The sequence below is a fragment of the Streptomyces sp. NBC_00178 genome (genome assembly GCF_036206005.1).
GTDB lineage: Bacteria > Actinomycetota > Actinomycetes > Streptomycetales > Streptomycetaceae > Streptomyces.
Genome location: NZ_CP108143.1, coordinates 3,816,579 through 3,839,167 on the forward strand (window position 1 = coordinate 3,816,579; position 22,589 = coordinate 3,839,167).

Genomic DNA, 22,589 nt, shown 5'->3' on the forward strand with positions numbered 1-22,589 from the left:
GGTGCGGGGATCCGCCCCTCGAACCGATATCACCGAGCGCGGCGCTTTGCCCGAATTGCCGGAATCGACAATCCTGGAGGCAATCATGGAGGCTCCAGGGCCGGCACGCGTCGATAAACGGCCCCATTGCCCCGGAAAGGTAATGGCCGGCCCGTGATGTTCCGTATCGGCGTTGTGTGCGGCGGGAGTTGAGGGCGCCCCTCCGGGGCCGCTTGTCCACAGGCGGGCGATGATCCATTTAGTTATCCACAGGCTGTGAAGAAGATCTGTGGACATCGGAAGAGATCGTTCCGAAAGCGGCATGACGGGACAAGGATTCGCACCTCAAACCTGATCCGTGCACTCATTCGGGTGGGTATTCGTCGTTCCCATGCGTTGATCAAGGGAATTAGGCCGACACGGGCGAGGTATGACCCTGCGGGTGATCTAGGTCTCCTGAGACGATTTGTCGACCATGTCGCTTTGCGGTGTCGACTTGTCCCCAGGTTGCAGGTGCCCCCTGTGGATAACTCTGTGTGCAACGAGCCGGTGGCGTGTGCGTGGGGCACCGACGCCCGTGATCGGGGCCTGCCCGGCTCCTCAGACTCTGCCGTCCTGGCTGCGCGCCAGCCAGTCGGACGCCTCCGTGAAATCCGTGTCCGACGTCCCGGCCCGCAGGGCGCCGATGTCCTGGGGCGTGACTCCGGCCCGTGGATAGGAACCCAGGAACCGCACGTTGGGGCAGACGCGCTTCAGCCCCATGAGCGCCTCGCCGACCCTGCGGTCGGCGATGTGCCCCTCCGCGTCCACGGCGAAGCAGTAGTTCCCGATGCCCTCCCCGGTGGGCCGGGACTGGATCAGCATCAGGTTGACCCCGCGTACGGCGAACTCCTGGAGCAGTTCGAGCAGGGCGCCCGGGCGGTCGTCTCCGAGCCAGATGACCACGGAGGTCTTGTCCGCCCCCGTCGGCGCCGACGGCCTGGCCGGACGTCCGACCAGCACGAAGCGGGTCTGGGCGTTCTCCGCGTCGTGGATCTCTGTCACCAGGGGTTCGAGTCCGTAGGTCGCCGCCGCGAACTCGCCGGCGAAGGCCGCGTCGAAGCGTCCCTCCTGGACCAGCCGGGCCCCGTCGGCGTTCGAGGCCGCCGACTCCCACACCGCGTCGGGCAGACGGGCCGCCATCCAGTTGCGGACCTGGGGCTGCGCGGCCGGATGGGCGGTGACGGTCCTGACGTCCGACAGCTTCGTCCCGGGACGCACCAGCAGCGCGAACGTGATGGAGAGGAGGACCTCGCGGTAGATCATCAGCGGGGCGCCCGTGGTCAGCTCGTCGAGCGTCGCGCTGATACCGCCCTCGACGGAGTTCTCGATGGGGACGAGAGCCGCGGCCGCCTCTCCGCACCGCACCGCGTCCAGTGCGGCCGGCACGGAGACCATCGGCACGAGCTCCCGGGTGGCGGCCTCGGGCAGGGTGCGGAGGGCGACCTCGGTGAAGGTGCCTTCGGGGCCGAGGTAGGCGTAACGCGTGGCTGACATGCGGTCACCCTAGTGGCCCACGCCGGCCGCCTCACGCCTCCAGCAGCCGCTGTCCCACGTACTCCCCGGACGTCGCGCCGCCGGGGACGGCGAAGAGACCACTGGCCTCGTGACGGATGAACGGCGAGAGCGCGTCCCCCCGGTCGAGCTTGCGCTGCACCGGGATGAACCCCTTGAACGGGTCGGCCTGCCAGCAGACGAACAGCAGTCCCGCGTCCGGGGTCCCGTCGTCCGAGATGCCGTCGTGGTACGAGAACGGCCGGCGCAGCATCGCGGCGCCCCCGTTCTTCTCCGGGGAGGAGATCCGCGCATGGGCGTTGCCCGGTACGAGCAGCTCGCCGTCCGGCCCCGCCTTGTCCAGGTCCATCGCCGTGGTCTCCGAGCCGCCGCTGAGCGGAGCGCCGTCGGCCTTGCGCCGCCCGATGATCTGCTCCTGCCGCTCCACCGTCAGCTCCTCCCAGTCGTCGAGGAGCATCCGGATCCGCCGCACGACGACGTACGAACCACCCGCCATCCAGGAGTGGGCCGAGGGGCCCGAGGACGGCACGAAGATCCGCTCGTCGAAGTCGCTCTCCGCCGGTTTCGGGTTGTTCGTGCCGTCGACCTGGCCCATCAGGTTGCGCGCGGTCATCGGCCGGTCCGTGGCCCCGGGGGTGCGGTTGAAGCCGTTCATCTGCCAGCGCACGCGGGCGGCCGTTCCGGCCTCCTTCTGGAGCGCGCGCAGCGCGTGGAACGCGACCAGCGCGTCATCGGCGCCGATCTGCACCCACAGGTCCCCGTCGGACCGCTTCGGATCGAGGTGGTCGGAGGAGAAGGCGGGCAGCGGGTCCAGGGCCGGCGGCCTGCGGTCGGTCAGATTCGTGCGGTCGAAGAAGGTGCGCCCGAAGCCGAAGGTGACCGTCAGGGAGGAAGGGCCCGCGTCCAGCGCCACCCCTGTGTCGTGTCCGTGGCCGTCCGCCGGCTCGCCGGCCATCAGCGCCGCGGCCACGGCCGACCAGCGGCGCATCAGGGCGGCGGCCTCCCCGCGCCCGGAGCCCGGGGCGAGATCGAACGCGATCAGATGCCCGCGGGCCTGAAGCGGAGTGGTGATCCCCGCTTGATGTTTCCCGTGAAACATCGCCTCGGTCGCGCCGACCGTGGTCAGCGCCGTCGGTCCGTCATCGCGGGTCGCGGCATAACCACCCGCTCCACCTGCCGCACCGAGGACCAGGCCCGCCGCGCCCGCGGCTCCGGCGCCGCCGATCAGCCGCCGCCGGGAGAGGGCTCCCGGGCCTCCTGACGCGTCGCGGCGGGCGTCGGCGGGACGCCCCGCCACTGACCTGTCCTTCTTCGTGTTCACCTTGCTCAGCCGATCTTCACGTTCTTGTGGACGGTCGCCTGGTCGATGTCCGACGTCCGCACGGTGACCGAGACCTTCCAGTCGCCGGCCATCGGGATCTGTACGTTCGCGGCCGTCCAGTGCCCCTCGGTGAGGCGTTCGGGGACCACCGGGAGGGGGCCGATGTCCTTGGAGACCAGGGTGAAGGCGAGCTTCACCTCGGGTACGTCCATGGGAAGGCTGCCGGGGGCCTCGATCCAGAGGTGCACGTTGTTGGACCCGGTTCCCCCCGGCGATATGTCCATGCGCACGGTGCCCTTCCCGCCCCGGCCGCCGGTGTCGAAGGGGAGGCTCGCGGACACCTGTCCGCCGGTCACCGGCGTGGCCGCCGCCGTGGTGCTGCCGCGGGCCGCCTCCTCCTCGGTACGGCCGGGCTCGGTGGACGTGAGGATCGTCGTCACCACGAGCAGCACCACCGCGATGCCGGTCTCCACCAGCACGGAGCGGCGCAGCCCGGAGCGTTCCGGGTCGGCGTCCCGGGCGCGCTTCTCCTTCGTCGCGGTCAGAGCGGCCTGCTGCCGGGAGAGCTGGGCTGCCCGCTCCGGATCGACGTCGTCCCCGCCCGTGCCGCCCCCGGCGGTCGCCCCGGCCGGGGCGACGACCGTGGTGACCGCCGCATCCGAAGCGGCCGTGGCCGTCCGGGCGTCCGACGCGTCGGCGGAACCCGCGCTCCCGGCGGCGGCCGTGCCGTCCTGCTCGTCCTGCGGGCTCCCGGCCGTGGCCGGAACCGGGTCGCCGGATGCGGCCCCCGCGGTCAGCCGTGCCGTCCACCGCCGTGAGATCCACGCGACGCCCACCAGTACGGCGACGAGCGCCACCTTCAGCAGCAGGAGCTGTCCGTAGCGGGTGCCGGTCAGGGCGGACCAGGAGCCGACCTGCCGCCAGGACTGGTAGATCCCGGTCGCGGCGAGGACGACCACGCTGCCGAACGCCATCCGGGAGAACCGCCGTACGGCACCGCTCGTGATGTCCGGCGCCCGGTACAGGGCGACCAGCAGCGCGGCGAGACCGCCCAGCCAGGCGGCCACGGCCAGCAGGTGGAGCACGTCGACCGGCATGGCGATGCCGGGCTGGACGCCCGTCGACGCGTGCTCGGCCAGGGCCCACGTACCGGCGATGCCCGACGCGATGACCGCGCCGCCGATCGCGAGTCCGAAGGTGAGGTCCTGCTTCTCCTTCCCCTCCTCGCGCTTGGCGTACGCCCCGAAGAGCACGGCGATGAAGAGGGCCGAGGCGCCCAGGAGCAGCAGCCGCGAGACCAGCGCGGCTCCCGGCTTGGTGTCCAGCACCGCCTGCAGTCCGTCGAGGTCGAAGGCGTCGGCGAGCTTGCCGGAACCGGTGTAGGGGCTGCGCAGGAGCAGCATCGCCAGGGTGGAGGCGGTGAGGGTGATCCAGCCGCGTACGACGAGCCGCTGCAGGGGCCGGGAGCCCGCCCCGCGCCGCCAGCACGCGAGCACGAAGGCGGATCCGCCCGCGAGCAGGATGAATCCGGCGTACGCGGCGTAGCGCGCGATGCCGTACAGCGCCCCCACGAGGCCCCCGCCGGCCCCCGAGGAGGGCAGGGCCACGGTGGTTTCGGAGGGTGCGCCGACGGAGAAGGTGAAGGCTCCGGACACGGGGTGGCTGTCCGCGGAGACGGCCTGCCAGGCCACGGTGTAGGTGCCGTCGGGCAGGCCGTTGTGGAGTGCGACGCCGTAGCGCACCGCACCGCCTGCCGTGAGGTCGCGTGGCGCGCCGTCGTCGGCGCGCTTGCCGTCCGGGTCCAGGACCCGGATCGAGTCGTCGCCCATGGCGATCTGCTCGGAGAAGGTGAGGGTGACCTCCTCCGGGGCGGTGGCGACCACCGCCCCGTCCTGCGGGTCGCTCCCGGTGAGGGCGGCGTGCGCGGACGCGGGGCTCGCGCCGGCCAGGACCAGGCCGTACAGCAGGCCGATCAGGGCGGCGAGGAGCGCGACCGCGGCGAGCGGCCGTCGTGCCGGGGAGGGACCGAAGTGCGGGGCGGTGGCTGTCATGTCAGTACCTCACTGCTTCTTCGGGTTGTAGGTGGTCTCCTTCACGGGAATGTCGACCTTGATGGGGTCGGCCTTCTCGAAGTGCAGTTCCACGGAGACCGTCTCGCCCTGCTTGGGCCGCTGCTTCAGGTCCGTGAACATGATGTGGTTGCCGCCGCGTTCGAGGTCGAGTTCGCCGTTGGCGGGCACCTCGAAGGACGTGACCATCCGCATCGTCTGATTCCGCGTCTCGTGGATGGAGACGTGGTCGGAGAGCGAACTGGTCACCGAGGTGAGCCGGTCGGTGGCCCCGCCGCTGTTCCTGACGAGGAGGAATCCGGCCGCCATGTCGCTGACGGGCTGCGGCATGAACGCCCCGGTGACCTCCAGACGCGGGGGACCGTCCGACGAACACGCGGTCAGGGCCAGCCCGGTGGCGAGCGTCAGCGTCCCCGCGACGGCCTTGCGGCGCCTCACGGGGTCGCCCCCTCGACGAGCTTCGGCAGGTCCTTCTCGTAGTCCTCGGCCGTGGTGTCCTCGCCGTAGAGCACGTAACCCTGGTCGGTCTTCGGGGAGAAGGCGATGACCTGGGCACCGTGCATCGAGACGACCGTGCCGTCCTTCTCCTTCTTCGGCGGGTCGATGCCGATGCCGATCTGCCGCGCTCCCGCCTGGATGGCCGCGAAGTCGCCGGTGAGGCCGGTGAAGCCGGGGTCCTGGGCCTTGAGCCAGCTGCCCAGGGAGGCCGGGGTGTCCCGTTCGGGGTCGGTCGTGACGAAGACGACCTGGAGTGCGTCCTGCTGGGCCTTGGGCAGGGCGCGCTTGGCGAGCGCGATGTTGCTCATGGTCAGCGGGCAGACGTCGGGGCAGTTGGTGTAGCCGAAGTAGATGAGGGTCGGCTTGCCCTTGGTCCGTGCACGCAGGTCGTACTTCTCGCCGTGCGTGTCGGTGAGGACGAGGTCGGGCTTGGTGAACGGCTGGTCGAGCACGGTCCCCGGCTTGGACGGGGGCTGGGCGGAGACGTCGGCGACGGACTTGTCCGCCGGGCCCTCGCCGCTGCCGCATGCCGACAGGGTCAGTGCGGCCACGGCGGCGAACGCCGCGGCCAGCACCGTCTTCTTGCTGTGCATGGAGCTGATCCCTGATCTGTCGTACGAGTGGGTGTTCCTGTCGGATCAGGCGGCGGTGCGGCGACGGCCCGCGAGGACGCCGAACGCCACGCCCGCGACGCCGACGACGATGCCGACGATGCCGAGGACCCGGGCGGTGCTGTCACTGTTCGACGAGGACGCGGTCTCGGTGGCCGCCGTCTTCTCCTTCGCCTCGGCGGCGTGGTCGTCCTTCTTGTCGTCCGCGGCGGCGCCGTGCGCGCCTTCCACGGGAGCCGTCAGGGCGAGGACGGGAGCGGGGTTCTCGGGCTCCTCCCCGCCCTCGGTGGGCTCCTCGATCCAGCGGACGACCTCCTTGTTGCTGTACGTCTGGAGCGCCTTGAAGACCAGCTGGTCGGCGTCCTCGGGCAGCTGTCCGACGGAGAGCGGGAACTGCTGGAAGAAGCCCGCCTTGATCCCGTCGCCCTCAGCGGTCCAGGTGACCTTGGAGACGGCCTCGTTGATCTTCTTGCCGTGGACGTCGAGCGGCTTGGCCAGCTTGCTCTTGGTGACGTCGATCTTCCATCCGGCCACCGGCTGCGGGCTGACCGACGCAAGGGGGTGGTCCGCCGGGAAGCTGACCTCGAGCTTCACGGTCGAGGCGTTGTCGCGCTCGTTGGGGACCTTGAAGTTGACGGTGGCGTAACCGCCCTTGGCGGCCGCTCCCTGCGGCTGCACGCTGACGTGCGCGGACGCGGTACCGGCGAGCAGTACGACGGCGGAGGCGGCGACGCCGCCGGCGATGGCGATGCGGGAAACGTTCATGGCAGTGATCACTCCACAGGACGAGGCGAAAGGTGTTCCGGCGCGCGGACGCACGACGGCATCACGACCGCCTCTTCACCGGGTCCGGCGGAGGAGGTCGTGTCAGGCTGCGCGTACGTATACGGGCGGCGGCCCGCGCCTGATCACCAGGTGCTGCAGAGGATCCCCGGTCGCGGGCACATGCGCGTCAGTGCCGGTGCGGGGGAAGGGCGGCACGGCCGTGAGCTGCCCCGGGAGCCCCGCGCGCAGGGCGCGCACCAGGGCCATCGCCGCGCGCAGCGCCCGGAGCCGGGCCCCGGCGGCGAGCTGCCTGCCGCCCCTGGCCGAGATCCCGGCCAGCCGGAAGAGTGCGATCTCCCCGCGCCGCAGCAGCCAGCCCGTGGCGACCGCGGCGAGCAGATGGCCCAGGAACATCGGCAGGCTGGGCAGCCCGGTCGTCATCGACGCCATGGACACCGGGTCGGCCCCGGCGGCCAGGTGGGCGTGCCCCTGGGTCACGGTCGCGGGGTCGATCCCGGCGGTCGTCACGATGCGGTGGGCCTCACCGGCGCTCAGCCGCGTCGGACCTTCGCCGCATACGAGTCCTGCGGCGAAGCGGACCAGCGAGTCGTCCGCCGCGGCGCCGGGCGCGTGCCGCCCCAGCCCGAACAGGACGTGGAGGGCGACCTGGCCGGCCGCGAGAGCGGCGGTGATCGACAGGAGGGTCCGCTCGCGTCCGGCGAGTGCGGCCGCCACGACGAACACCCCGGCGAAACCGGCCGCCAGGGGCCATCCGGAGACGCCCGTGCCCGAGGCCATCCCGTGTCCGGCCGCGGCGAGCACGACACAGACCGCGGTGAACACCGCGGTCCTCAGAAGCCGCATACCGGCTCCGGCTCGTGCGACGGGGATAGACATGGCCGGGTCATCATCGCACCCGGCCCCCCGGTCCCGTACGGCAGGTCCGGAAGGTCGGCATCCGTCCTCATCCGGGAGTGATCGGGGGGTGTTGCACCTGTTCACGCACGCTCCGCGGCCCTCGTCCGGCCGGGTATACACCGACGAGCGGAATATCCGCATCCGCCGAATGAGCGCTGTCACAGGGGATTTGTGCTTACGGAGGGTTCTCCCCGGCAATACGTAACGGTATGTCGAGCCGCAGCCAGGAGGCTGGAGCATGAGCATGTGGTGGTCACTGCATCTGCGGCGCGAGGCTGCGAGCGTCCCGCTCGCCCGGCGTTTCCTGCTCGGCACCATGGAGACCGCCGGGGTGGACCCGGACATCTCCTACGACCTCTCCGTCGCGCTCAGCGAGGCCTGTGCGAACGCCGTCGAGCACGGCGGACGTGACGACGCCGACGGGGTGGCCGGCCACGAGCGGTCCGGCCACGCCTGCGGGCAGTACCGGGTCACCGCCTATCTGGACGGCGAGAAGTGCCGTATCGAAGTCGCCGACTCGGGACCCGGCTTCCCCGCGCGGCGCGCGCTTCGCCCCGCGGCGCAGCCGGCCGCAGGCCACTCGGACCAGCAGTCGTCCGCCGTCCGTCCACCGTGCGACGCGCCGCCGGCGTGGACCGCGGAGCACCCTCCGGAGACCGCGGAGAGCGGCCGGGGACTCTGCCTGATCGAGGAGCTCGCCGATCACGTCCACTTCGGCAACCGCCCGGGGCGGGGCGCCGTGGTGAGCTTCGACAAGATCCTGAAATGGCGGGAGGGCGCGCTGCTCATGGTGTCGTGAGCAGCGCGCCCTCCAACAGCGCGGGCGGAGATTCCCGCGCCCGCCCGTGTCAGCCCTTGAGCCCGGCCATCCATGCCTCGACCTCGTCGGCCTGGCGCGGCAGCGAGGCGGACAGGTTCCGGTTGCCGTCCTCGGTGACGAGGATGTCGTCCTCGATCCGGACACCGATGCCCCGGTACTCCTCGGGCACGGACAGGTCGTCGGCCTGGAAGTACAGCCCCGGCTCGACCGTGAGGCAGACCCCGGCCTCCAGCGTGCCGTTGACGTAGGAGTCCGTGCGCGCGGCGGCGCAGTCGTGGACGTCCATGCCGAGCATGTGCCCGGTGCCGTGGAGCGTCCAGCGGCGCTGCAGACCCAGCTCCAGCACCTTCTCCACGGAGAGGTCGCCGAGCAGGCCCCACTCGACCAGCTTCTCGGCGAGCACCCGCTGCGCGGCGTCGTGGAAGTCGCGGTAGGCGGCGCCGGGCTTCACCGCCGCGATGCCCGCCTCCTGGGCCTCGTACACCGCGTCGTAGATCTTGCGCTGCAGCGGGGAGAAGGTGCCGTTGATGGGCAGCGTCCGCGTCACGTCGGCGGTGTAGAGCTCGTCGGTCTCCACGCCGGCGTCGAGCAGCAGGAGCTCGCCGGGGCGGACCTCGCCGTCGTTGCGCACCCAGTGCAGCGTGGTGGCGTGCGGACCGGCGGCGCAGATCGAGCCGTAGCCGATGTCGTTGCCGTCGACGCGGGCGCGCAGGAAGAAGGTGCCCTCGATGTAGCGCTCGCTCGTGGCCTGGGCCTTGTCGAGGACCTTCACGACGTCCTCGAAGCCGCGGGCCGTGGCGTCGCAGGCCTTCTGGAGCTCGGCGACCTCGAAGTCGTCCTTGACCAGACGGGCCTCGGAGAGGAAGACGCGCAGTTCCTCGTCGCGCTCCGCGGTGACCTTGTCGGTCAGGGCGGACTCGATGCCGGCGTCGTGCCCCCGGACGTTGCGGACCGGGCCGGTGGCCTCGGCCAGCGCCGCCGCGAGCTCGCGGACGTCCTTCGCCGGGATGCCCAGCAGCTGCTCGGCCTCGCTCAGGGAGTGGCGGCGGCCGACCCACAGCTCGCCCTGTCCGTTGAGCCAGAACTCGCCGTTCTCACGGTCGGAGCGGGGCAGCAGGTAGACCGTGGCCTCGTGCCCGTCCTCGGTGGGCTCCAGCACCAGGACGCCGTCCTGGGTCCGGTCACCGGTGAGGTAGGCGTACTCGGTGGAGGGCCGGAAGGCGTACTCGGTGTCGTTGGAGCGGGTCTTCAGATTGCCCGCGGGCACCACCAGGCGCTCGCCCGGGAAGCGCGCGGAGAGCGCGGCGCGGCGGGCGGCGGTCCGCGGGGCCTGGGCGATGGGCTCCAGGCCGTGCAGCTCGGTGTCGGCCCAGCCGGACTTCATGTTCTCGGCGAGCTCATCGGAAATGCCCGGGTACAGGCCGTTCTTCCGCTGCTTGATCGGCTCTGTCTCCGCTGTTTCCGGGGTCTCCGGGGTGAGCTCCTCAGACACGATTTGTCCTCCTTTTATGACACTGGGCCGTGCCCATCGTACGGGCGTACGGAAGGGGGCACAGGTGCGGAGGAACTATTACGCGTCCGGGGCGGCCGTCAGTCGAAGCGGGCGGCCAGCAGGACGACGTCCTCGCCGGTGTCGCTCCTGCCCTGGTCCACCGGGAGTACGGTCCGCAGGATGTGGTCGGCGACGGCCCCCGGGTCCTGGCGGGCGGGCCTCGGCACCGCGGCCGCCGCCGCGCGGAGCCGTGCGAACGCGCGGTCCATGGAGTCGCCGGCGCGGCGCAGGAGGCCGTCGGTGTAGAGCAGGAACGTCTCGCCCGGCGCTGCCGTGAACTCCACGCTCGGCGCCTCCCAGCAGGACAGCATGCCCAGGGGCGCGGACAGCGTCGTCTCCACGAATTCGGCGCGCCGGTCGCCGATCACGAGCGGGGGCGTGTGCCCTGCGCCGGCGAACACGACGGCGCGCCGTTCGGGTTCGCAGTACGCGTAGAGGGCGGTCGCCGCCCGCGCGGGTTCGGTGAGCCGCAGCAGGAGTTCGAGGTCGGAGAGTACGGCGACGGGGTCCTCGCCCTCCATCACGGCGTAGGCGCGCAGCCCCGCTCGGAGCCGCCCCGTCGCGGCCAGGGCGGCCGGTCCCGACCCGCCGACCGAGCCGACGGCCAGCCCGAGCGCGTCGTCGGGGAGGGGCAGTGCGTCGAACCAGTCGCCTCCGCCGCCTTCGCCGGTGCGGTGGCGCACGGCCAGCCGTACGCCGGGCACGCGGGGCAGCCGGGTGGGCAGGAGTTCCTCGGCGATCACGGCCGTGTCCGCCCTGGAGCGTTCCAGTTCCAGCAGGCGGGCGAGGTGTGCGGACGCGTAGCGGGCGTACACGCCGGCGAGATGGCACTGGCGTTCCAGCGGCTGGGCGGGTTCGTCGTAGAGCCAGACGGCCACGCCGAGCCGCCCGGTGGCGTCGGTGCCGAGGGGCAGGGCGTAGCTCGCGGCGTAACCGAGGCGGGCGGCGACCTCGCGGCAACGGGGGTCCAGGCCGACGTCACCGAGGATGTCCGGGCTGGCCAGCGGCTTGTCGGTGTCGGCCAGGCCGTCGAGGAAGCGGCCGTACGGGGTGGCGCTGCGGGGCACGGTCTCGATGTGGCCGAGCTCCGCGTGGGCGAGGCCGAGTCCGATGGTGCGGACCGGGCCCGCACCGTCGGCGGGTTCGAGGACGAGGAGCCCCCGGGCGGCGCCGACGAGGGCGGCGCCGGCGCTCAGGAGTTCGGGCAGGGCGTGGTCCAGGGAGCCGGTTCCGGCCAGCCGCTCCGTGAGCTCGTGCAGGGTGGTCAGATCGGAGACCCAGCCGGCCAGGCGGTCCTGGAGGAACACCCCGGGTGCGGGGGCTACTTCTCTCAGCGGCGCGTCAGTGTGCGTTGAAACGGGAACCATGGGATCGATTCCGGCCACTTTCGGCAGGTGGGGGGCGCTCATGAGGGCCGGCTTTCCGACCTGTGCGTTCTGTCGAATAGCATCGCAAACCCCCATGTCGTTCTGCGCCGCTATCAGTGCATCCGCATGGACACGTCCCCACATCTACACGCACAAGTGAGGCGATGTCCAGCATTGTCCCCAGCGGATTTATGGTGTCCGTGGCGTCTGTCAAGTTGGCCAAAAAATGCACCCCTGGGCGGCTATTTGCGATCGACTGGGCCTGCTCGACAGCGGGAACCCTCGGGGTGAAGTGCCGGAGGGAGCGTCATCCCGGGCATGCTGGGTACGTAACCGTGGATGGCCAGGGGCAGTTGCGATCGCCCCGGAACCCGACAGCGAGCCCGGACGTCCTCACCGATGACGGCCGCCCGCCCACCCCTGAGTGGCGGGGCAGCACAAGGGACGGCACGCGCGATGCGCACGCCGACCGCGCGATGTTTCAACTGGACTCGGCTCGGCTCAACCCGGCTCGACTCGGCTCAGCCCCATTCTGTTCGGTTCCACTCTGCTCGGCTCGGCTCACGTTCGGCATCGGCGGTTCGTCCGTGCCCGAAATCCCGATGAGCAAGCACGCACGGCGAAGAGACGCACACGTGGTGTGACGCACACGTGGTGTGATGTGGACCTCGGCGTTCAACGGAAAGGAACGAGCGCTCATGCGCGAGATCCTCGGAAGGCGACGCAGGCGCCGGCCCCGGCGCAAGGAAAGCTCCGCCCAGCTCGACGCGGCGCTGACCTGTGCCACCGTCTGGAAGTGGCCCGTGCTCCCGGGAGTGGGGCTGGCCGCGGGCGCCGTGCGCGGCGAACGCGGTCGCGGCTGCGCCTGTCCCGACCCCGAGTGCGCCGTGCCCGGCGCGCATCCCTTCGACCCCGGTCTCCTCGCGGCGACCACCGACGCGCGCATGGTGCGCTGGTGGTGGACCAACCGTCCCGGCGCTCCCGTCGTCCTGTCGACCGGCGGTGCGGCCCCCTGCGCGCTGAGCCTTCCGGCCGTGGCCGGCGCCCGTGCGCTGACCGCCCTCGACCGCATGGGTCTTCGGCTCGGGCCCGTCGTCGCGACCCCGACCCGGTGGTCGCTGATGGTCGCCCCGTACACGCTGGAACGCCTCGGGGAGCTCCTGCACGCCATGGACCGGGTGCCCAGCTCCCTGCGGTTCCACGGTGAGGGCGGGTACGTGGTCCTGCCCCCGTCCGAGGTGGGCACGGGGCAGGTGCGCTGGGAGCGTCCGCCGGCCGCGGGGGACGCGGCACCGTGGCTTCCCGATGTGGAGACGGTCCTGGACGCGCTCGTCGAGGCGAGCAACAGCGCCCCGGACGGCGGCAGCCGGCTCTCGTACTGACCGGCGAGGCCTTCCCGACGGCACACCCGCGGTCGGGCACGGCACCGTGCGATACGCGGACGCGGGACACGGAACGGATCGGGCGGCTCACCCGCGAGAGCGTGGGCCGTCCGCGTACCGCGTGTGGCCGGAGGAGGCTTGCGCGCCCTGTCGTCCCGTTCCGCAGGGCGAGAAGGCTCTCACACCGCGCTTTCTGACGCTCTTTCCGCGGGGAGCGGAGACGGTGCGCGCGGTGGTGGCGGTCCGGATGTTTTCCGGGGTGCTGCCGGTGCATTCGCGGCGCGGGCGGAGATCCAGGAATTCTGTCCGAAAGCCAACGGCCCGGGGCCATCGGCTCTGTGGGGGCGCACATCGGCGCGCGGGCCCGGACCTGGCCCGTGCACCGGGCCCGAAGAGCTGTCGGACCTGTGCCGCCGCGGGCGCGAAGGGGCCGAAGCCGGTGGCGGGCCGGGGTGGTTGCCGCAGGCCCCGGGGCCACCGTGCGCTCCGGCGTGCGCCGTGGCCGCCCGGGCCCGGAAACGAGGACGTCCGGCCGCTGGCGACGGGGGATGCACCAGCGACCGGACTTCCAGAACCGTAACAAGAGATCTGCCGTGAGCAAATTCGATCTCGTCTATTCGGTCAGCTATTCACCGACGGGCACGGGGAGTTGTGACGGGAGTCACCGACGGGTCCCCGCGTCGCCCCTGTCAGCTGAGCGTCACCTGGCGGTTGGTGAGTCCGCCGCGGGCCCGGCGCTCGTCGGCGGTGAGCGGGGCGTCGGACGCGAGGGCCTCCGAGAGCCGCTCCGCGAACTGCGCCGCGGGCTTCTCGCACTCCTCGGCGCCCATCGCGCTCGGCAGGTCCCACACCGGGACCATGAGCCCGTGGGCGCGGAACGAGCCGACGAGGCGGGTTCCCTCGCCGAGCGAGGAGGTGCCCGCGGCGTGCAGACGGGCGAGGGCGTCGAGGAGCTGCTCCTCGGGGTGCGGCATGACCCAGCGCAGGTGGTTCTTCTCCGGCGTCTCGCACCAGTAGGCGGCGTCCACGCCGGCGAGCCGGGTGGTGGGGATGGCGGCCGCGTTGGCGCGTTCCAGGGAGGCCGACACCTCCGCCGTGGCGTTCTCCGCGTCCGGGACCCAGAACTCGAAGCCCGTGTGCACGACGGGTTCGAACGCCGCGTCGGGGTCGAGTACGTCCTGAAGGCGCGGGCCGTCCGCCGGGACACGGCGGGCTGCGACCGGTGAACCGGGCTCGGCCTCCAGTGCCCGCTGCAGGGTGTCCGCCAGGTCGCGGCTGAGGTCGCCGGACGAGGTGTCGTTCTGCAGGGCCAGCAGGACGGAGCCGTCGTCACGGCGCAGCGCGGGCCAGGCCATCGGCAGTACGGTCGCGAGCGTCACGGAGGGCACGCCCTCGGGCAGTCCGCCCGTGAGCGTCAGGCCGACGGTGGCGGCGGGGACGAGCTCGCGCAGGGCGATCCAGTCGCACTCGCCGGCGAGTCCTTCGAAGGGGCGCTGGACCAGCTCGGTCACGGCGTGGGCGGCGGCGCGCCCGTGACACGCCTTGTAACGGCGGCCCGAACCGCACGGGCAGGGCTCACGTGCCCCGACGACCGGGATTTCACCATCCTTGAGCTGCGGCTTCCCGGCCTTGGACTGAGGGCGCTTCTTGGCCATGGTGGACGTTCTCCCGATTGCGACAGTGCGGTCTCGGGCGCGAGCCTAGCCGTCCCCGTCATCACCCGGGGCCCACATGTCGCGGTGCCCGGCCGCCCGTCCGTCCGCAGACGGCCCTCGGGCTCGCCGACCGGGCCGGGCCGCGGAGCTCGCGGCCGGTGTTCTCGCGGGGCCGTCGGCCGATGATGTCGCGGAGCACCCGGACGACATCGTCGCGGAGCAGCCGGCCGACGTCGTCGCGGAGCGGCCGGCCGACGTCGTCGTGCGGGGTTCTCAGCCGGCGTCGTCGAAGGCGTCGAGAGCGGCGGCCAGTTCGAGTCCGTCCAGTGAGCCGAGCCCTCCCAGCGCGGTGAGCCCCTCCAGGCCGTTCGGCCCGCAGGGCGCGTCACGGCGTGCGGCCGCCGTACGGCCGGGGCCGGTTGCGCTGAACCCGCGACGCCCGTGAGCCGCCGGGACCAGTGCCCAGACGGTGACCTCACCCGCCGGGTCGTCCCGCACGCCCCATTCCCGGGCGAGGGCGCTGATGATGTTGAGCCCGCGCCCGCCGCGGGCGGTGACCGAGGGCGTCGAGGGGACGGGCCTGGTCGGTCCGCCGCCGTCCGTGACCTCGACGGTCAGGTCGCCCTCTCCGTCCACGCGCCACGCGGCCCGGATGTCGCCGTCGCCCACCTCCGTGTGCGTCCCCAGCGGTCTGCCGTGCCGGCAGGCGTTGCTGAGGAGTTCCGAGAGAATCAGTACAGCGTCGTCGACCACGGTGTCCGAGACCCCGTTGCTGCGCAGTTGCTCGCGCATACGGTGCCTCGCCTGACCCACACCCGCCGGGCCATGGGGTACGGCCATGCTCGACGACGTCGGCACTTCCTGTGCCACCACAAACGCCACCCCCGAGACCTCCTTTGCCCCACGCCAGGGATTGGATGCCCTCCTGGGATGCGCCGGAAACCGGCCAAAGCCCTGGCAGTGATGCACTCGTAACGATCGAATGCGGAGTGAATGCGCCGGGGCACACCGTGTAACTGATGTTAAGAACGGCCAAGTCGCGACAGGACCTGTTTGGGGCGGTTCGTGATGATTGCTTCCACTCCGAGGTTCACGCAGAGGTCGACGTCCTCCGGCTCGTTCACCGTCCAGACGTGCACCCGGTGACCCGCCCGGTGCAGGCGTTCGATGTACGCGGGGTGGTTGCGTACGATCCGCATCCCGGGGCCCGCGATCCGGGCCCCCGCCGGGAGCCGGCCGTCGCGCAGTCTGGGGGAGACGAACTGCATCAGGAACACGGTCGGCAGCGCGGGGGCTGCGGCCCGCACCCGGTAGAGGGAGCGGGCGGAGAAACTCATGACGCGCACGGGGGGCGGCCCCTCGGCGGGCGGCCCGTCCAGGCCGAAGCGCTTGAGCAGGTGGAGCAGCCGCTCCTCGACCTGACCGGCCCAGCGGGTGGGGTGCTTCGTCTCGATGGCCAGTTGGAGCGGCCGGCCGGCCGCTCGTGTGTCATGGGTCAGTTCGAGAAGACGTTCGAGCGTGAGGACGGACGTGAACTCACCCGGCGCCGGATCCCAGTCCGGGGACTCCTCGTGGTCCTTCCAGGAACCGAAGTCGAGCGCGGCCAGATCGGCCAGCTCCAGGGCGGAGACCGCCCCCCGGCCGTTGGACGTGCGGTTCACCCTGCGGTCGTGGACACAGACGAGCTGCCCGTCGGCGGTGAGGCGTACATCGCACTCCAGGGCGTCGGCCCCGTCCTCGATGGCCTTCCGGTACGCGGCCAGCGTGTGCTCGGGAGCGTCCTCCGAGGCGCCGCGGTGGGCGATGACCTGGATGGGAGCCTGTTCGGAGGGTAGGCGTGCGTGCGTCACGGCGCCATCGTGCCACCGGGACGCGGCGAGTGCCGACACCTTGTTGCGTACGACCGTTTTGCCTGATGTAAAGATTGGTGTGCGGATGCACAGGTCCTGCTTACAGTGGCCTGACGTGCTGTGGGAAAAGCTGACCGCAGACACGTGCACAGCGGATCTCTTGCCGAACGCCGAGTGGAACCGAGGAGTAAAGAGCTGTGAGCACCGAGAACGAGGGCAACGAGGGCACCGCGGGTCCGTCCGTACCGTCTGTTCCGTCCGCACCTCCCGTGCCGGCTGCCGCTCCTGAGGGCACCCCGCAGGAGGGTCCGCCCGCGCCGGGGGCCCCGCCCGCCACGCCCGCGGACGCGCCGACGACGCAGGTTCCGGCCGCGCACCAGCCAGAAGCCGGGCAGGCTTCCGCCGGGCACGAGCAGTACCCGCAGTACCCCTACACCCCGCCGGCACCGGAGCACGCCCCCTCCGGCTCCGGTGCCTGGCCGCCGCCCGCGCCCGCCATCCCCTCGTACGCCGACGGCGGCAGCCCGCCCGCCTGGGGTGCGCCCGCGCACGCGGCGCCCGAGCACCCGCGCAAGCGCCGCGCGGGCGGCCTGGTCGCCGCGGTCGCCGTGGCGGCCCTCGTCGCGGGCGGCGTGGGCGGGGCCCTCGGTTACTGGGCCGCCGACAGCAGCGACTCGGGCTCCTCCTCCGGATCGACCACGGTCGCCGCCTCGAACAGCCCCAAGGACTTCAAGCGCGCCGCGGGCACGGTCGCGGGCGTCGCGGCGCGCGCGCTGCCCAGCGTGGTCACCATCGACGCGCAGTCCGGCGACGGCGAGGGCGGTACGGGCACCGGCTTCGTGTACGACAAGGAGGGCCACATCCTCACCAACAACCACGTGGTGGCCTCCGCGGCGGACAGCGGTCAGCTGACCGCGACCTTCTCCAACGGCAAGAAGTACGACGCCGAGGTGGTCGGCCGCGCCCAGGGCTACGACGTGGCCGTGCTGAAGCTGAAGAACGCCCCGGACGGACTGACTCCGCTGGCCCTGGGCGACTCCGACAAGGTCGCCGTGGGCGACTCCACCATCGCGATCGGCGCACCGTTCGGCCTGTCCAACACGGTCACCACGGGCATCATCAGCGCCAAGCACCGCCCGGTGGCCTCGGGTGACGGGTCCAGCAGCAAGAACTCGTACATGAGCGCCCTGCAGACCGACGCCTCGATCAACCCGGGCAACTCCGGCGGCCCGCTCCTGGACGCGGGCGGCGCGGTGATCGGCATCAACTCCGCCATCCAGTCCACCAGCGGCGGCGGTGTCGGCCAGTCGCAGGCCGGCTCCATCGGCCTCGGCTTCGCCATCCCGGTCAACCAGGCGAAGAACGTCGCCGAGCAGCTGATCAAGACCGGTGAGCCGGTGTACCCGGTGATCGGCGCGACGGTCACGATGGACGAGAAGACCGGCGGCGCCGTCATCTCGGAGGAGGGCGCGGGCGGCAGCCCCGCCGTCACCCCGAACGGCCCGGCGGCCCAGGCGGGCCTCAAGGCCGGCGACGTGATCACCAAGTTCGACGACACGGTGGTCGACAGCGGACCGACCCTGATCGGCGAGATCTGGACCCACAAGGCCGGCGACAAGGTGACGCTCACCTACAAGCGCGACGGAAAGACGGCGACGGCCGAAGTCACCCTGGGCGAGCGCAAGGGCGACAGCTGACCCGATAGGCTGTTCCACGCATCGAGCCGGACCCGGGACACCGGGACCGGCTCCGAAGCGGGGTGGGTTGCCCGAGCGGCCTAAGGGAACGGTCTTGAAAACCGTCGTGGCGCGAGTCACCGTGGGTTCAAATCCCACACCCACCGCAGCAGGTCAGCGAAGTAGCAGGTCAAAGGGCGGGTCTCCGGTACGGAGGCCCGCCCTCTGCGTTCGCCCTGGTCCACCACGTACGCACGGTCCGGGAGGACGGCGCGGCCAACCTGGGGCCAGGGGTGTCCCGATGGCTCAGCGCCGCGTTCGACGGTGCCGGCCGACCCCGACAGCACGCGGTGCGCCCATCGCTCGGGGGTGCACGCGTGGTGGAATGCGGGGGGTGGTGGCCCCGGTTCCGACGGGGCCACCACCCTTTTCGCTCCTCTGTCCGGTCAGGCCGGTTCCGCTGGGCTCAGCGGTAGCAGGTGGTGATGAGGATCGTGTCACCGGAGTGGACGACCGTCGGGGCGTGCGGCGAAACCGCGGCCACGGCATCCTGCTGCTTCGCGCAGTCGGACATCTTCACCCGGGTGAAGGCGGGCGTGAGGCCGTAGCGGACGAGCGCCGCCCTGGCGGCCGTCGAGCTCGCGCCGGCCAGCTGCTGCCTGACGATCTTTCCGTTGCTGTTGCGGACGAGCACGGTCGTGCCGTCGCCGGCGGTGCTGGTCGCGGCGGTCTGCACCTGGGTGTGCGAAGCGCCGCCCGTGGCGCTGGTGGCCAGGGCCGTGCCCGCGCCGCAGGCCACCATCAGGGCGGCGGCGATGCCCGCGGTGGTGATGGCCTGCTTGCGGCGGGCCCCGCGCCTGATGACGGCCGTGTCGAAGTGCGGCGTCTCGGCGGTCTTCACGAAGTCGTTCATGGCGTTCACCAGTTCCTGTTCGAAGAGTCCGCAGCCGGAAGGCTGAGAGTCGGGTGATCTCATCGGATTCCTTCCGTCGGCTGCGGTGGTGAAGGGCTGGAGAGTGCGGGGAACTGACCTCTGAGCTTGTCGATCCCGCGAGCGAGCTGCGACCGCACGGTGCTGGGCGAGATCTTCAGGTCCGCCGCTATCTCGTCATCCGGCAGGTCGTGGAAATACCGCAGGACCACGACCGTCCGCATGCGAGTCGGCAGGCCCTGGAGGGCCCGGACCAGCTGGTCCCTCGTGTCCACCTGTCCGTACTGGTCCCCGGGGGCGGCAGGTTCGCCGCTGTCCTGGTGCGGGGCCGTGCGACGGAACCTCCGCCACCTGTCGTTGACCAGGTTCACCATGATCCGCCGCACGTAGGCCTCGGGAGCGTCCTTGGCGGCGATGGTGCGCCACTTGCGGCAGGCCCGTTCCAGGGTCTCCTGGACCAAGTCCTCCGCGGCGTCGCGGTTCCCCGTCAGGACGAGGGCCCCGCGGAACAGTACGGCGGACCGGGCGACGACGAAGTCGTGGAAGTCGTACGCCGACTCGGCTTCTGCCGGCCCGGACTCACGGACTCTCATACGGATAACGCGCTCGGTTGCCAGATCCACATCCCCATCCCTTCCTGTCACCCCTCCCCAACGGGATAGCGGCTCCGTGTGCTGCACGCACATCGTGAGACCTGGGTCACAGGCCCCCGCCGCCGGCTGGTGCGGGGGTGGGAGTGGGTCCGGCAGTCCGTCGGGCGTCCTCGGGGGAGCCGACCTGCCGCGAGCCGGCCATGCGCGGGCCACCGAAGGCCCGGCGGGAGACTGCCACTTCGAACCATGCGTCACGCAGGCCGCGCGTAGCCCCAGGGTGGTCTTTCCCGATCCGAAACCGCCGGCGATCAGGATCTTCACCGCCTGGGACAGGCTGTCGGGGGTCCGGGCCGAGGAGTCCTCGGACAAGACTCTTGGCATAGCCGTCATACCTTTCGGTTCTTCTTTGGTCACCGGGCCCAGGGCCGGTGGGTCGCCTGCTCCAGAGCGCTCGGAGCCCATCGAGCACCTCCGTATGAGATCCAGGCTCGGGCACCCGTGCGGATCCGCCGGTTCCCGGATCCGTATGGCGTTCACGTCGAGGAGGTCTCCGAGCAGAACCCGGATCACCCCCACCGCAGGTCCAGCGAGGCGGCGACCTCGGTGACGGACAGCGGCCGGCGGCAGAGCGTTGAGGATGGCCGCGGGCTCGGGTTCCGTCATCAGGCGCCGGTCCGGCGCGGTGCGGGGGCCTGATGGACGGAGCCGTGCGATCAGGCCGTCCGCCGCGGTGTCGTGAGCCGGGCCGCCGAGGCTATCGCCGCACGCGCCTCCTGCGCGCTGAGGCCCGTGCTGACCGCCGCGTCGGTGAGGGCGTCCGCGAGCGCGTCGCCGAAACCGTGTTCGTACGCGCGGCAGGCGGCCCAGAACAGGCGGGTGTTGCGCTGGCCCTCGTGCGCCGCGCGGACGAACCGGACCAGGCCCTGGCCCTGTCGGGCGGGGGAGTTCCGGCTCGTGGGGTGGTGCGGGCGCGGGGGCGGCCTGAGCAGGTGCAGGAGGGCGCTGGGGCAGGGGGCCGGCGCGAGGTGGGCGGTGCCGGTGGCCAGCAGGTATCGGCCGTGCGCGGTCACCGAGCCCGGCCCGACCAGGTAGCCGCCTGCCCCGCGTACGTCGATGCCGGGGGCGAGGCGGCCGGCGGAGTTGGGCACCGTGACGCCCGGGGGGCCCGTCAGCCAGAGGTGCCGGCCGCCGCTGGGCGTGAGCACCGTGACGGTGGCCGGGATGGTGAACAGGTGCTCGAGTGCCAGGTGCCGGAGCGCGGCGACGGAGTCGTTGCCGTGGGTGGTGTCGATGTCCAGGTCGATGCCGATGAGGCGGTGCGGGGGGCGTCCGCAGGCGATGCCGTAGCCGGTGGCCCGGGGCGCGACGGCGAAGAGCGCGCGGACGGCGGACGGGTCGGTGGTGGCGTCGTGGACGCCGTGGCCGGGCAGCCCGCATTCCCCCCGGCAGCGCACGGGCGGGACGTCGCCGTGGTGCGGGGAACGCAGGGCGGGGAGCTTGGTGGCGGACAGGGGGAAGACGGGGAGCCCGCGCTCGGCGGCCGAGAGCGCATGGGCCAGGGCCAGGGTGGCGGTCTGCCGGTCGGTGATGGCCATGCGCCCATTTTCGTACAGGCGTTCGAAGAAGGGAAGGGGGCGCGTGCGGGGGCCGATAGCGCCGGGCCGTGCGGGGTTTGACCGGCGTCCCTCATCCGTGCGGGGGAACCGGCGGGCCCCCGCGGTTCGCCCGGGAGGCGGTGGGCAGTTCTGCACCGCGACGTCGCGACCAGCGCCGGAGCGGTCGGCCGGCCGCTCCGGATCCAGCCGTACCAAGCCGTTTTCCGGTTCCTGGAGGAATTCACATGGCACGTACCCGTACCGCCCGCGCCCTCACCGTCCTCGCGGCCGCGCCGCTGGCCGTCGCCCTGTTCGGCGGAGTCGCCGCGGCGGACAACGGCGCCTTGGCGAGCGACGGATCGAATGCCGGAGTGGCGACCATCGGGTCCGGCGGTGTCGGTGGCGACAACTTCGGCAACTCGTCCACCTCGCAGCAGCAGGCCGTGGGCGCGGGTGCCTCGAACCACAGCAACTCCGCGCAGGTGATCGGATCGCCCTTCGCCTACATCGACCAGTCCACCACCTTCGTCTACGTCACCTTCTCGCCGCTCTGGGTGAAGTGACCGGGGGCCCGTGCGGCGGTGGGCCGCCACCGCCGCACGGGCAGGTCCCGCCCCGGGGGGAGCGGGCGTCCCCGGGGTGAGGACCCTGAGGGCGGTGGAGGCGCCCTCCACCTTCAGGAGGTGGAGCCCGCCCCACCCCTACAACCTGAGGCGGACGTCGCTTCGGGACCTGGGGCCGATCCCCTCGCGGGCACCCGCTCCTAGCGTGGAGACATGACCACGCCAGTCTGTGCCGGTGCCTCCAGGGCGGCCGCCGCATCCGCAGGACACCGCCGCTATCCGTCGTTCTCGTCGTACGTACGGGCGCGGGGGCCCGTGCTGCTGCGCACCGCCCGGTCCCTCACCGCGAACCCGAGCGACGCCGAGGACCTGCTGCAGACCGCCCTCACCAAGACGTACGTCGCCTGGGAGCGGATAGAGGACCACCGGGCCCTCGACGGCTACGTGCGCCGCGCACTGGTGAACACCCGCACGTCGCAGTGGCGCAAGCGCAAGGTCGACGAGTTCGCCTGCGAGGAGCTGCCGGAGAAGGAGGCGCCGCCCGCTCCCGACCCCGCCGAGCAGCAGTCGCTGCACGACGCGATGTGGCGGGCCGTGCTCAAGCTGCCGGACCGCCAGCGCGCCATGGTCGTCCTGAGGTATTACGAGGACCTGAGCGAGGTGCAGACCGCCGAGGTGATGGGGGTGTCCGTCGGCACGGTCAAGAGCGCCGTCTCCAGGGCCCTGGGGAAGCTCCGCGAGGACCCGGAGCTCACCCCCGTACGGTGACCCCGCCCCGCCCGCGGCGGCCCCCCGCCGCTTCCCGCGCGGCGCCCCGCCCCGCCCGGTCATGCCGGCCGACATCGATTCGTACTCCCGGAAGTAGTGACATACCGCTTGGTATGTGAGCA

Annotated in this window: 20 protein-coding genes and 1 tRNA gene; 6 read left to right on the top strand and 15 right to left on the bottom strand. The window is 71.9% G+C overall.

Translation table 11 applies throughout. The features are described 5' to 3' along the window. Window positions 1-579: 579 nt before the first annotated feature. The 7 genes from pheA to OHT61_RS16555 form a co-directional block, all read right to left on the bottom strand. Complete coding sequence (gene pheA / locus OHT61_RS16525) at window positions 580-1,515, bottom strand: prephenate dehydratase (RefSeq protein WP_329039217.1); 936 nt, start codon at window positions 1,513-1,515, stop codon at window positions 580-582. Between the two features lie 31 nt (window positions 1,516-1,546). Continuing rightward, window positions 1,547-2,830, bottom strand: coding sequence for an iron uptake transporter deferrochelatase/peroxidase subunit (gene efeB / locus OHT61_RS16530; protein ID WP_329043285.1), 1,284 nt, complete (start codon window positions 2,828-2,830; stop codon window positions 1,547-1,549). Window positions 2,831-2,859: 29 nt separating this feature from the next. Beyond that, on the bottom strand, window positions 2,860-4,905 hold the full coding sequence (locus OHT61_RS16535; protein WP_329039220.1) for a copper resistance CopC/CopD family protein: 2,046 nt from the start codon (window positions 4,903-4,905) through the stop codon (window positions 2,860-2,862). A 9-nt stretch (window positions 4,906-4,914) separates the two neighbouring features. After that, window positions 4,915-5,361, bottom strand: a complete 447-nt coding sequence (locus OHT61_RS16540; protein ID WP_329039222.1) for a copper chaperone PCu(A)C — start codon at window positions 5,359-5,361, stop codon at window positions 4,915-4,917. Further along, on the bottom strand, window positions 5,358-6,014 hold the full coding sequence (locus OHT61_RS16545) for an SCO family protein (protein WP_329039224.1): 657 nt from the start codon (window positions 6,012-6,014) through the stop codon (window positions 5,358-5,360). The genes OHT61_RS16540 and OHT61_RS16545 overlap by 4 nt, the downstream gene beginning before the upstream one ends. A 45-nt stretch (window positions 6,015-6,059) precedes the next feature. Continuing rightward, window positions 6,060-6,797, bottom strand: coding sequence for a YcnI family copper-binding membrane protein (locus OHT61_RS16550; RefSeq protein ID WP_329039226.1), 738 nt, complete (start codon window positions 6,795-6,797; stop codon window positions 6,060-6,062). A gap of 102 nt (window positions 6,798-6,899) precedes the next feature. Further along, window positions 6,900-7,694 (bottom strand): hypothetical protein, encoded by a 795-nt coding sequence (locus tag OHT61_RS16555; RefSeq protein WP_329039228.1) that lies wholly within the window; start codon window positions 7,692-7,694, stop codon window positions 6,900-6,902. Window positions 7,695-7,953: 259 nt separating this feature from the next. On the opposite strand from OHT61_RS16555, the gene OHT61_RS16560 reads away from it, so the two are divergent. Next, on the top strand, window positions 7,954-8,514 hold the full coding sequence (locus OHT61_RS16560; RefSeq protein ID WP_329039230.1) for an ATP-binding protein: 561 nt from the start codon (window positions 7,954-7,956) through the stop codon (window positions 8,512-8,514). A 49-nt stretch (window positions 8,515-8,563) separates the two neighbouring features. Here OHT61_RS16560 and OHT61_RS16565 read toward each other — a convergent pair whose 3' ends face one another. Both OHT61_RS16565 and OHT61_RS16570 read right to left on the bottom strand, forming a co-directional pair. Continuing rightward, on the bottom strand, window positions 8,564-10,027 hold the full coding sequence (locus OHT61_RS16565) for an aminopeptidase P family protein (RefSeq protein WP_329039232.1): 1,464 nt from the start codon (window positions 10,025-10,027) through the stop codon (window positions 8,564-8,566). Window positions 10,028-10,125: 98 nt separating this feature from the next. Then, a complete protein-coding gene (locus tag OHT61_RS16570) occupies window positions 10,126-11,496 on the bottom strand; it encodes a PP2C family protein-serine/threonine phosphatase (protein ID WP_329039234.1) in 1,371 nt (456 codons plus the stop codon). 656 nt (window positions 11,497-12,152) lie between these two features. Between OHT61_RS16570 and OHT61_RS16575 the strand changes: the two genes are divergently transcribed. Beyond that, on the top strand, window positions 12,153-12,836 hold the full coding sequence (locus OHT61_RS16575; protein ID WP_329039237.1) for a bifunctional DNA primase/polymerase: 684 nt from the start codon (window positions 12,153-12,155) through the stop codon (window positions 12,834-12,836). A 689-nt stretch (window positions 12,837-13,525) separates the two neighbouring features. Here OHT61_RS16575 and OHT61_RS16580 read toward each other — a convergent pair. The 3 genes from OHT61_RS16580 to OHT61_RS16590 form a co-directional block, all read right to left on the bottom strand. Beyond that, the gene (locus OHT61_RS16580) at window positions 13,526-14,491 is read right to left on the bottom strand and encodes a DUF5926 family protein (protein WP_329039238.1); all 966 of its coding nucleotides are present in this window, start codon (window positions 14,489-14,491) and stop codon (window positions 13,526-13,528) included. A gap of 273 nt (window positions 14,492-14,764) precedes the next feature. Further along, window positions 14,765-15,373, bottom strand: coding sequence for an ATP-binding protein (locus OHT61_RS16585; RefSeq protein WP_329039239.1), 609 nt, complete (start codon window positions 15,371-15,373; stop codon window positions 14,765-14,767). Between the two features lie 140 nt (window positions 15,374-15,513). Continuing rightward, window positions 15,514-16,341, bottom strand: coding sequence for a glycerophosphodiester phosphodiesterase family protein (locus OHT61_RS16590; protein ID WP_329039241.1), 828 nt, complete (start codon window positions 16,339-16,341; stop codon window positions 15,514-15,516). 197 nt (window positions 16,342-16,538) lie between these two features. On the opposite strand from OHT61_RS16590, the gene OHT61_RS16595 reads away from it, so the two are divergent. Both OHT61_RS16595 and OHT61_RS16600 read left to right on the top strand, forming a co-directional pair. Continuing rightward, window positions 16,539-18,038, top strand: coding sequence for a S1C family serine protease (locus tag OHT61_RS16595; protein WP_329039243.1), 1,500 nt, complete (start codon window positions 16,539-16,541; stop codon window positions 18,036-18,038). A gap of 61 nt (window positions 18,039-18,099) precedes the next feature. Beyond that, a tRNA-Ser gene (locus tag OHT61_RS16600) sits at window positions 18,100-18,184 on the top strand. Between the two features lie 299 nt (window positions 18,185-18,483). On the opposite strand, the gene OHT61_RS16605 is transcribed toward OHT61_RS16600, so the two are convergent. The 3 genes from OHT61_RS16605 to OHT61_RS16615 all read right to left on the bottom strand — a co-directional run bounded on the left by OHT61_RS16605 (window position 18,484) and on the right by OHT61_RS16615 (window position 21,136). Then, window positions 18,484-18,993: a hypothetical protein gene (locus OHT61_RS16605; protein ID WP_329039245.1), complete on the bottom strand. Its 510-nt coding sequence runs from the start codon at window positions 18,991-18,993 to the stop codon at window positions 18,484-18,486. Further along, window positions 18,990-19,541, bottom strand: coding sequence for a SigE family RNA polymerase sigma factor (locus OHT61_RS16610; RefSeq protein ID WP_329039247.1), 552 nt, complete (start codon window positions 19,539-19,541; stop codon window positions 18,990-18,992). Before OHT61_RS16610 ends, OHT61_RS16605 begins: the two co-directional genes overlap by 4 nt. A gap of 713 nt (window positions 19,542-20,254) precedes the next feature. After that, the gene (locus tag OHT61_RS16615; protein ID WP_329039248.1) at window positions 20,255-21,136 is read right to left on the bottom strand and encodes a bifunctional DNA primase/polymerase; all 882 of its coding nucleotides are present in this window, start codon (window positions 21,134-21,136) and stop codon (window positions 20,255-20,257) included. A 245-nt stretch (window positions 21,137-21,381) separates the two neighbouring features. Between OHT61_RS16615 and OHT61_RS16620 the strand changes: the two genes are divergently transcribed. Both OHT61_RS16620 and OHT61_RS16625 read left to right on the top strand, forming a co-directional pair. Further along, the gene (locus OHT61_RS16620; RefSeq protein ID WP_329039249.1) at window positions 21,382-21,699 is read left to right on the top strand and encodes a hypothetical protein; all 318 of its coding nucleotides are present in this window, start codon (window positions 21,382-21,384) and stop codon (window positions 21,697-21,699) included. A gap of 213 nt (window positions 21,700-21,912) precedes the next feature. Then, the gene (locus OHT61_RS16625) at window positions 21,913-22,467 is read left to right on the top strand and encodes a SigE family RNA polymerase sigma factor (RefSeq protein WP_329039251.1); all 555 of its coding nucleotides are present in this window, start codon (window positions 21,913-21,915) and stop codon (window positions 22,465-22,467) included. Window positions 22,468-22,589: the final 122 nt, after the last annotated feature.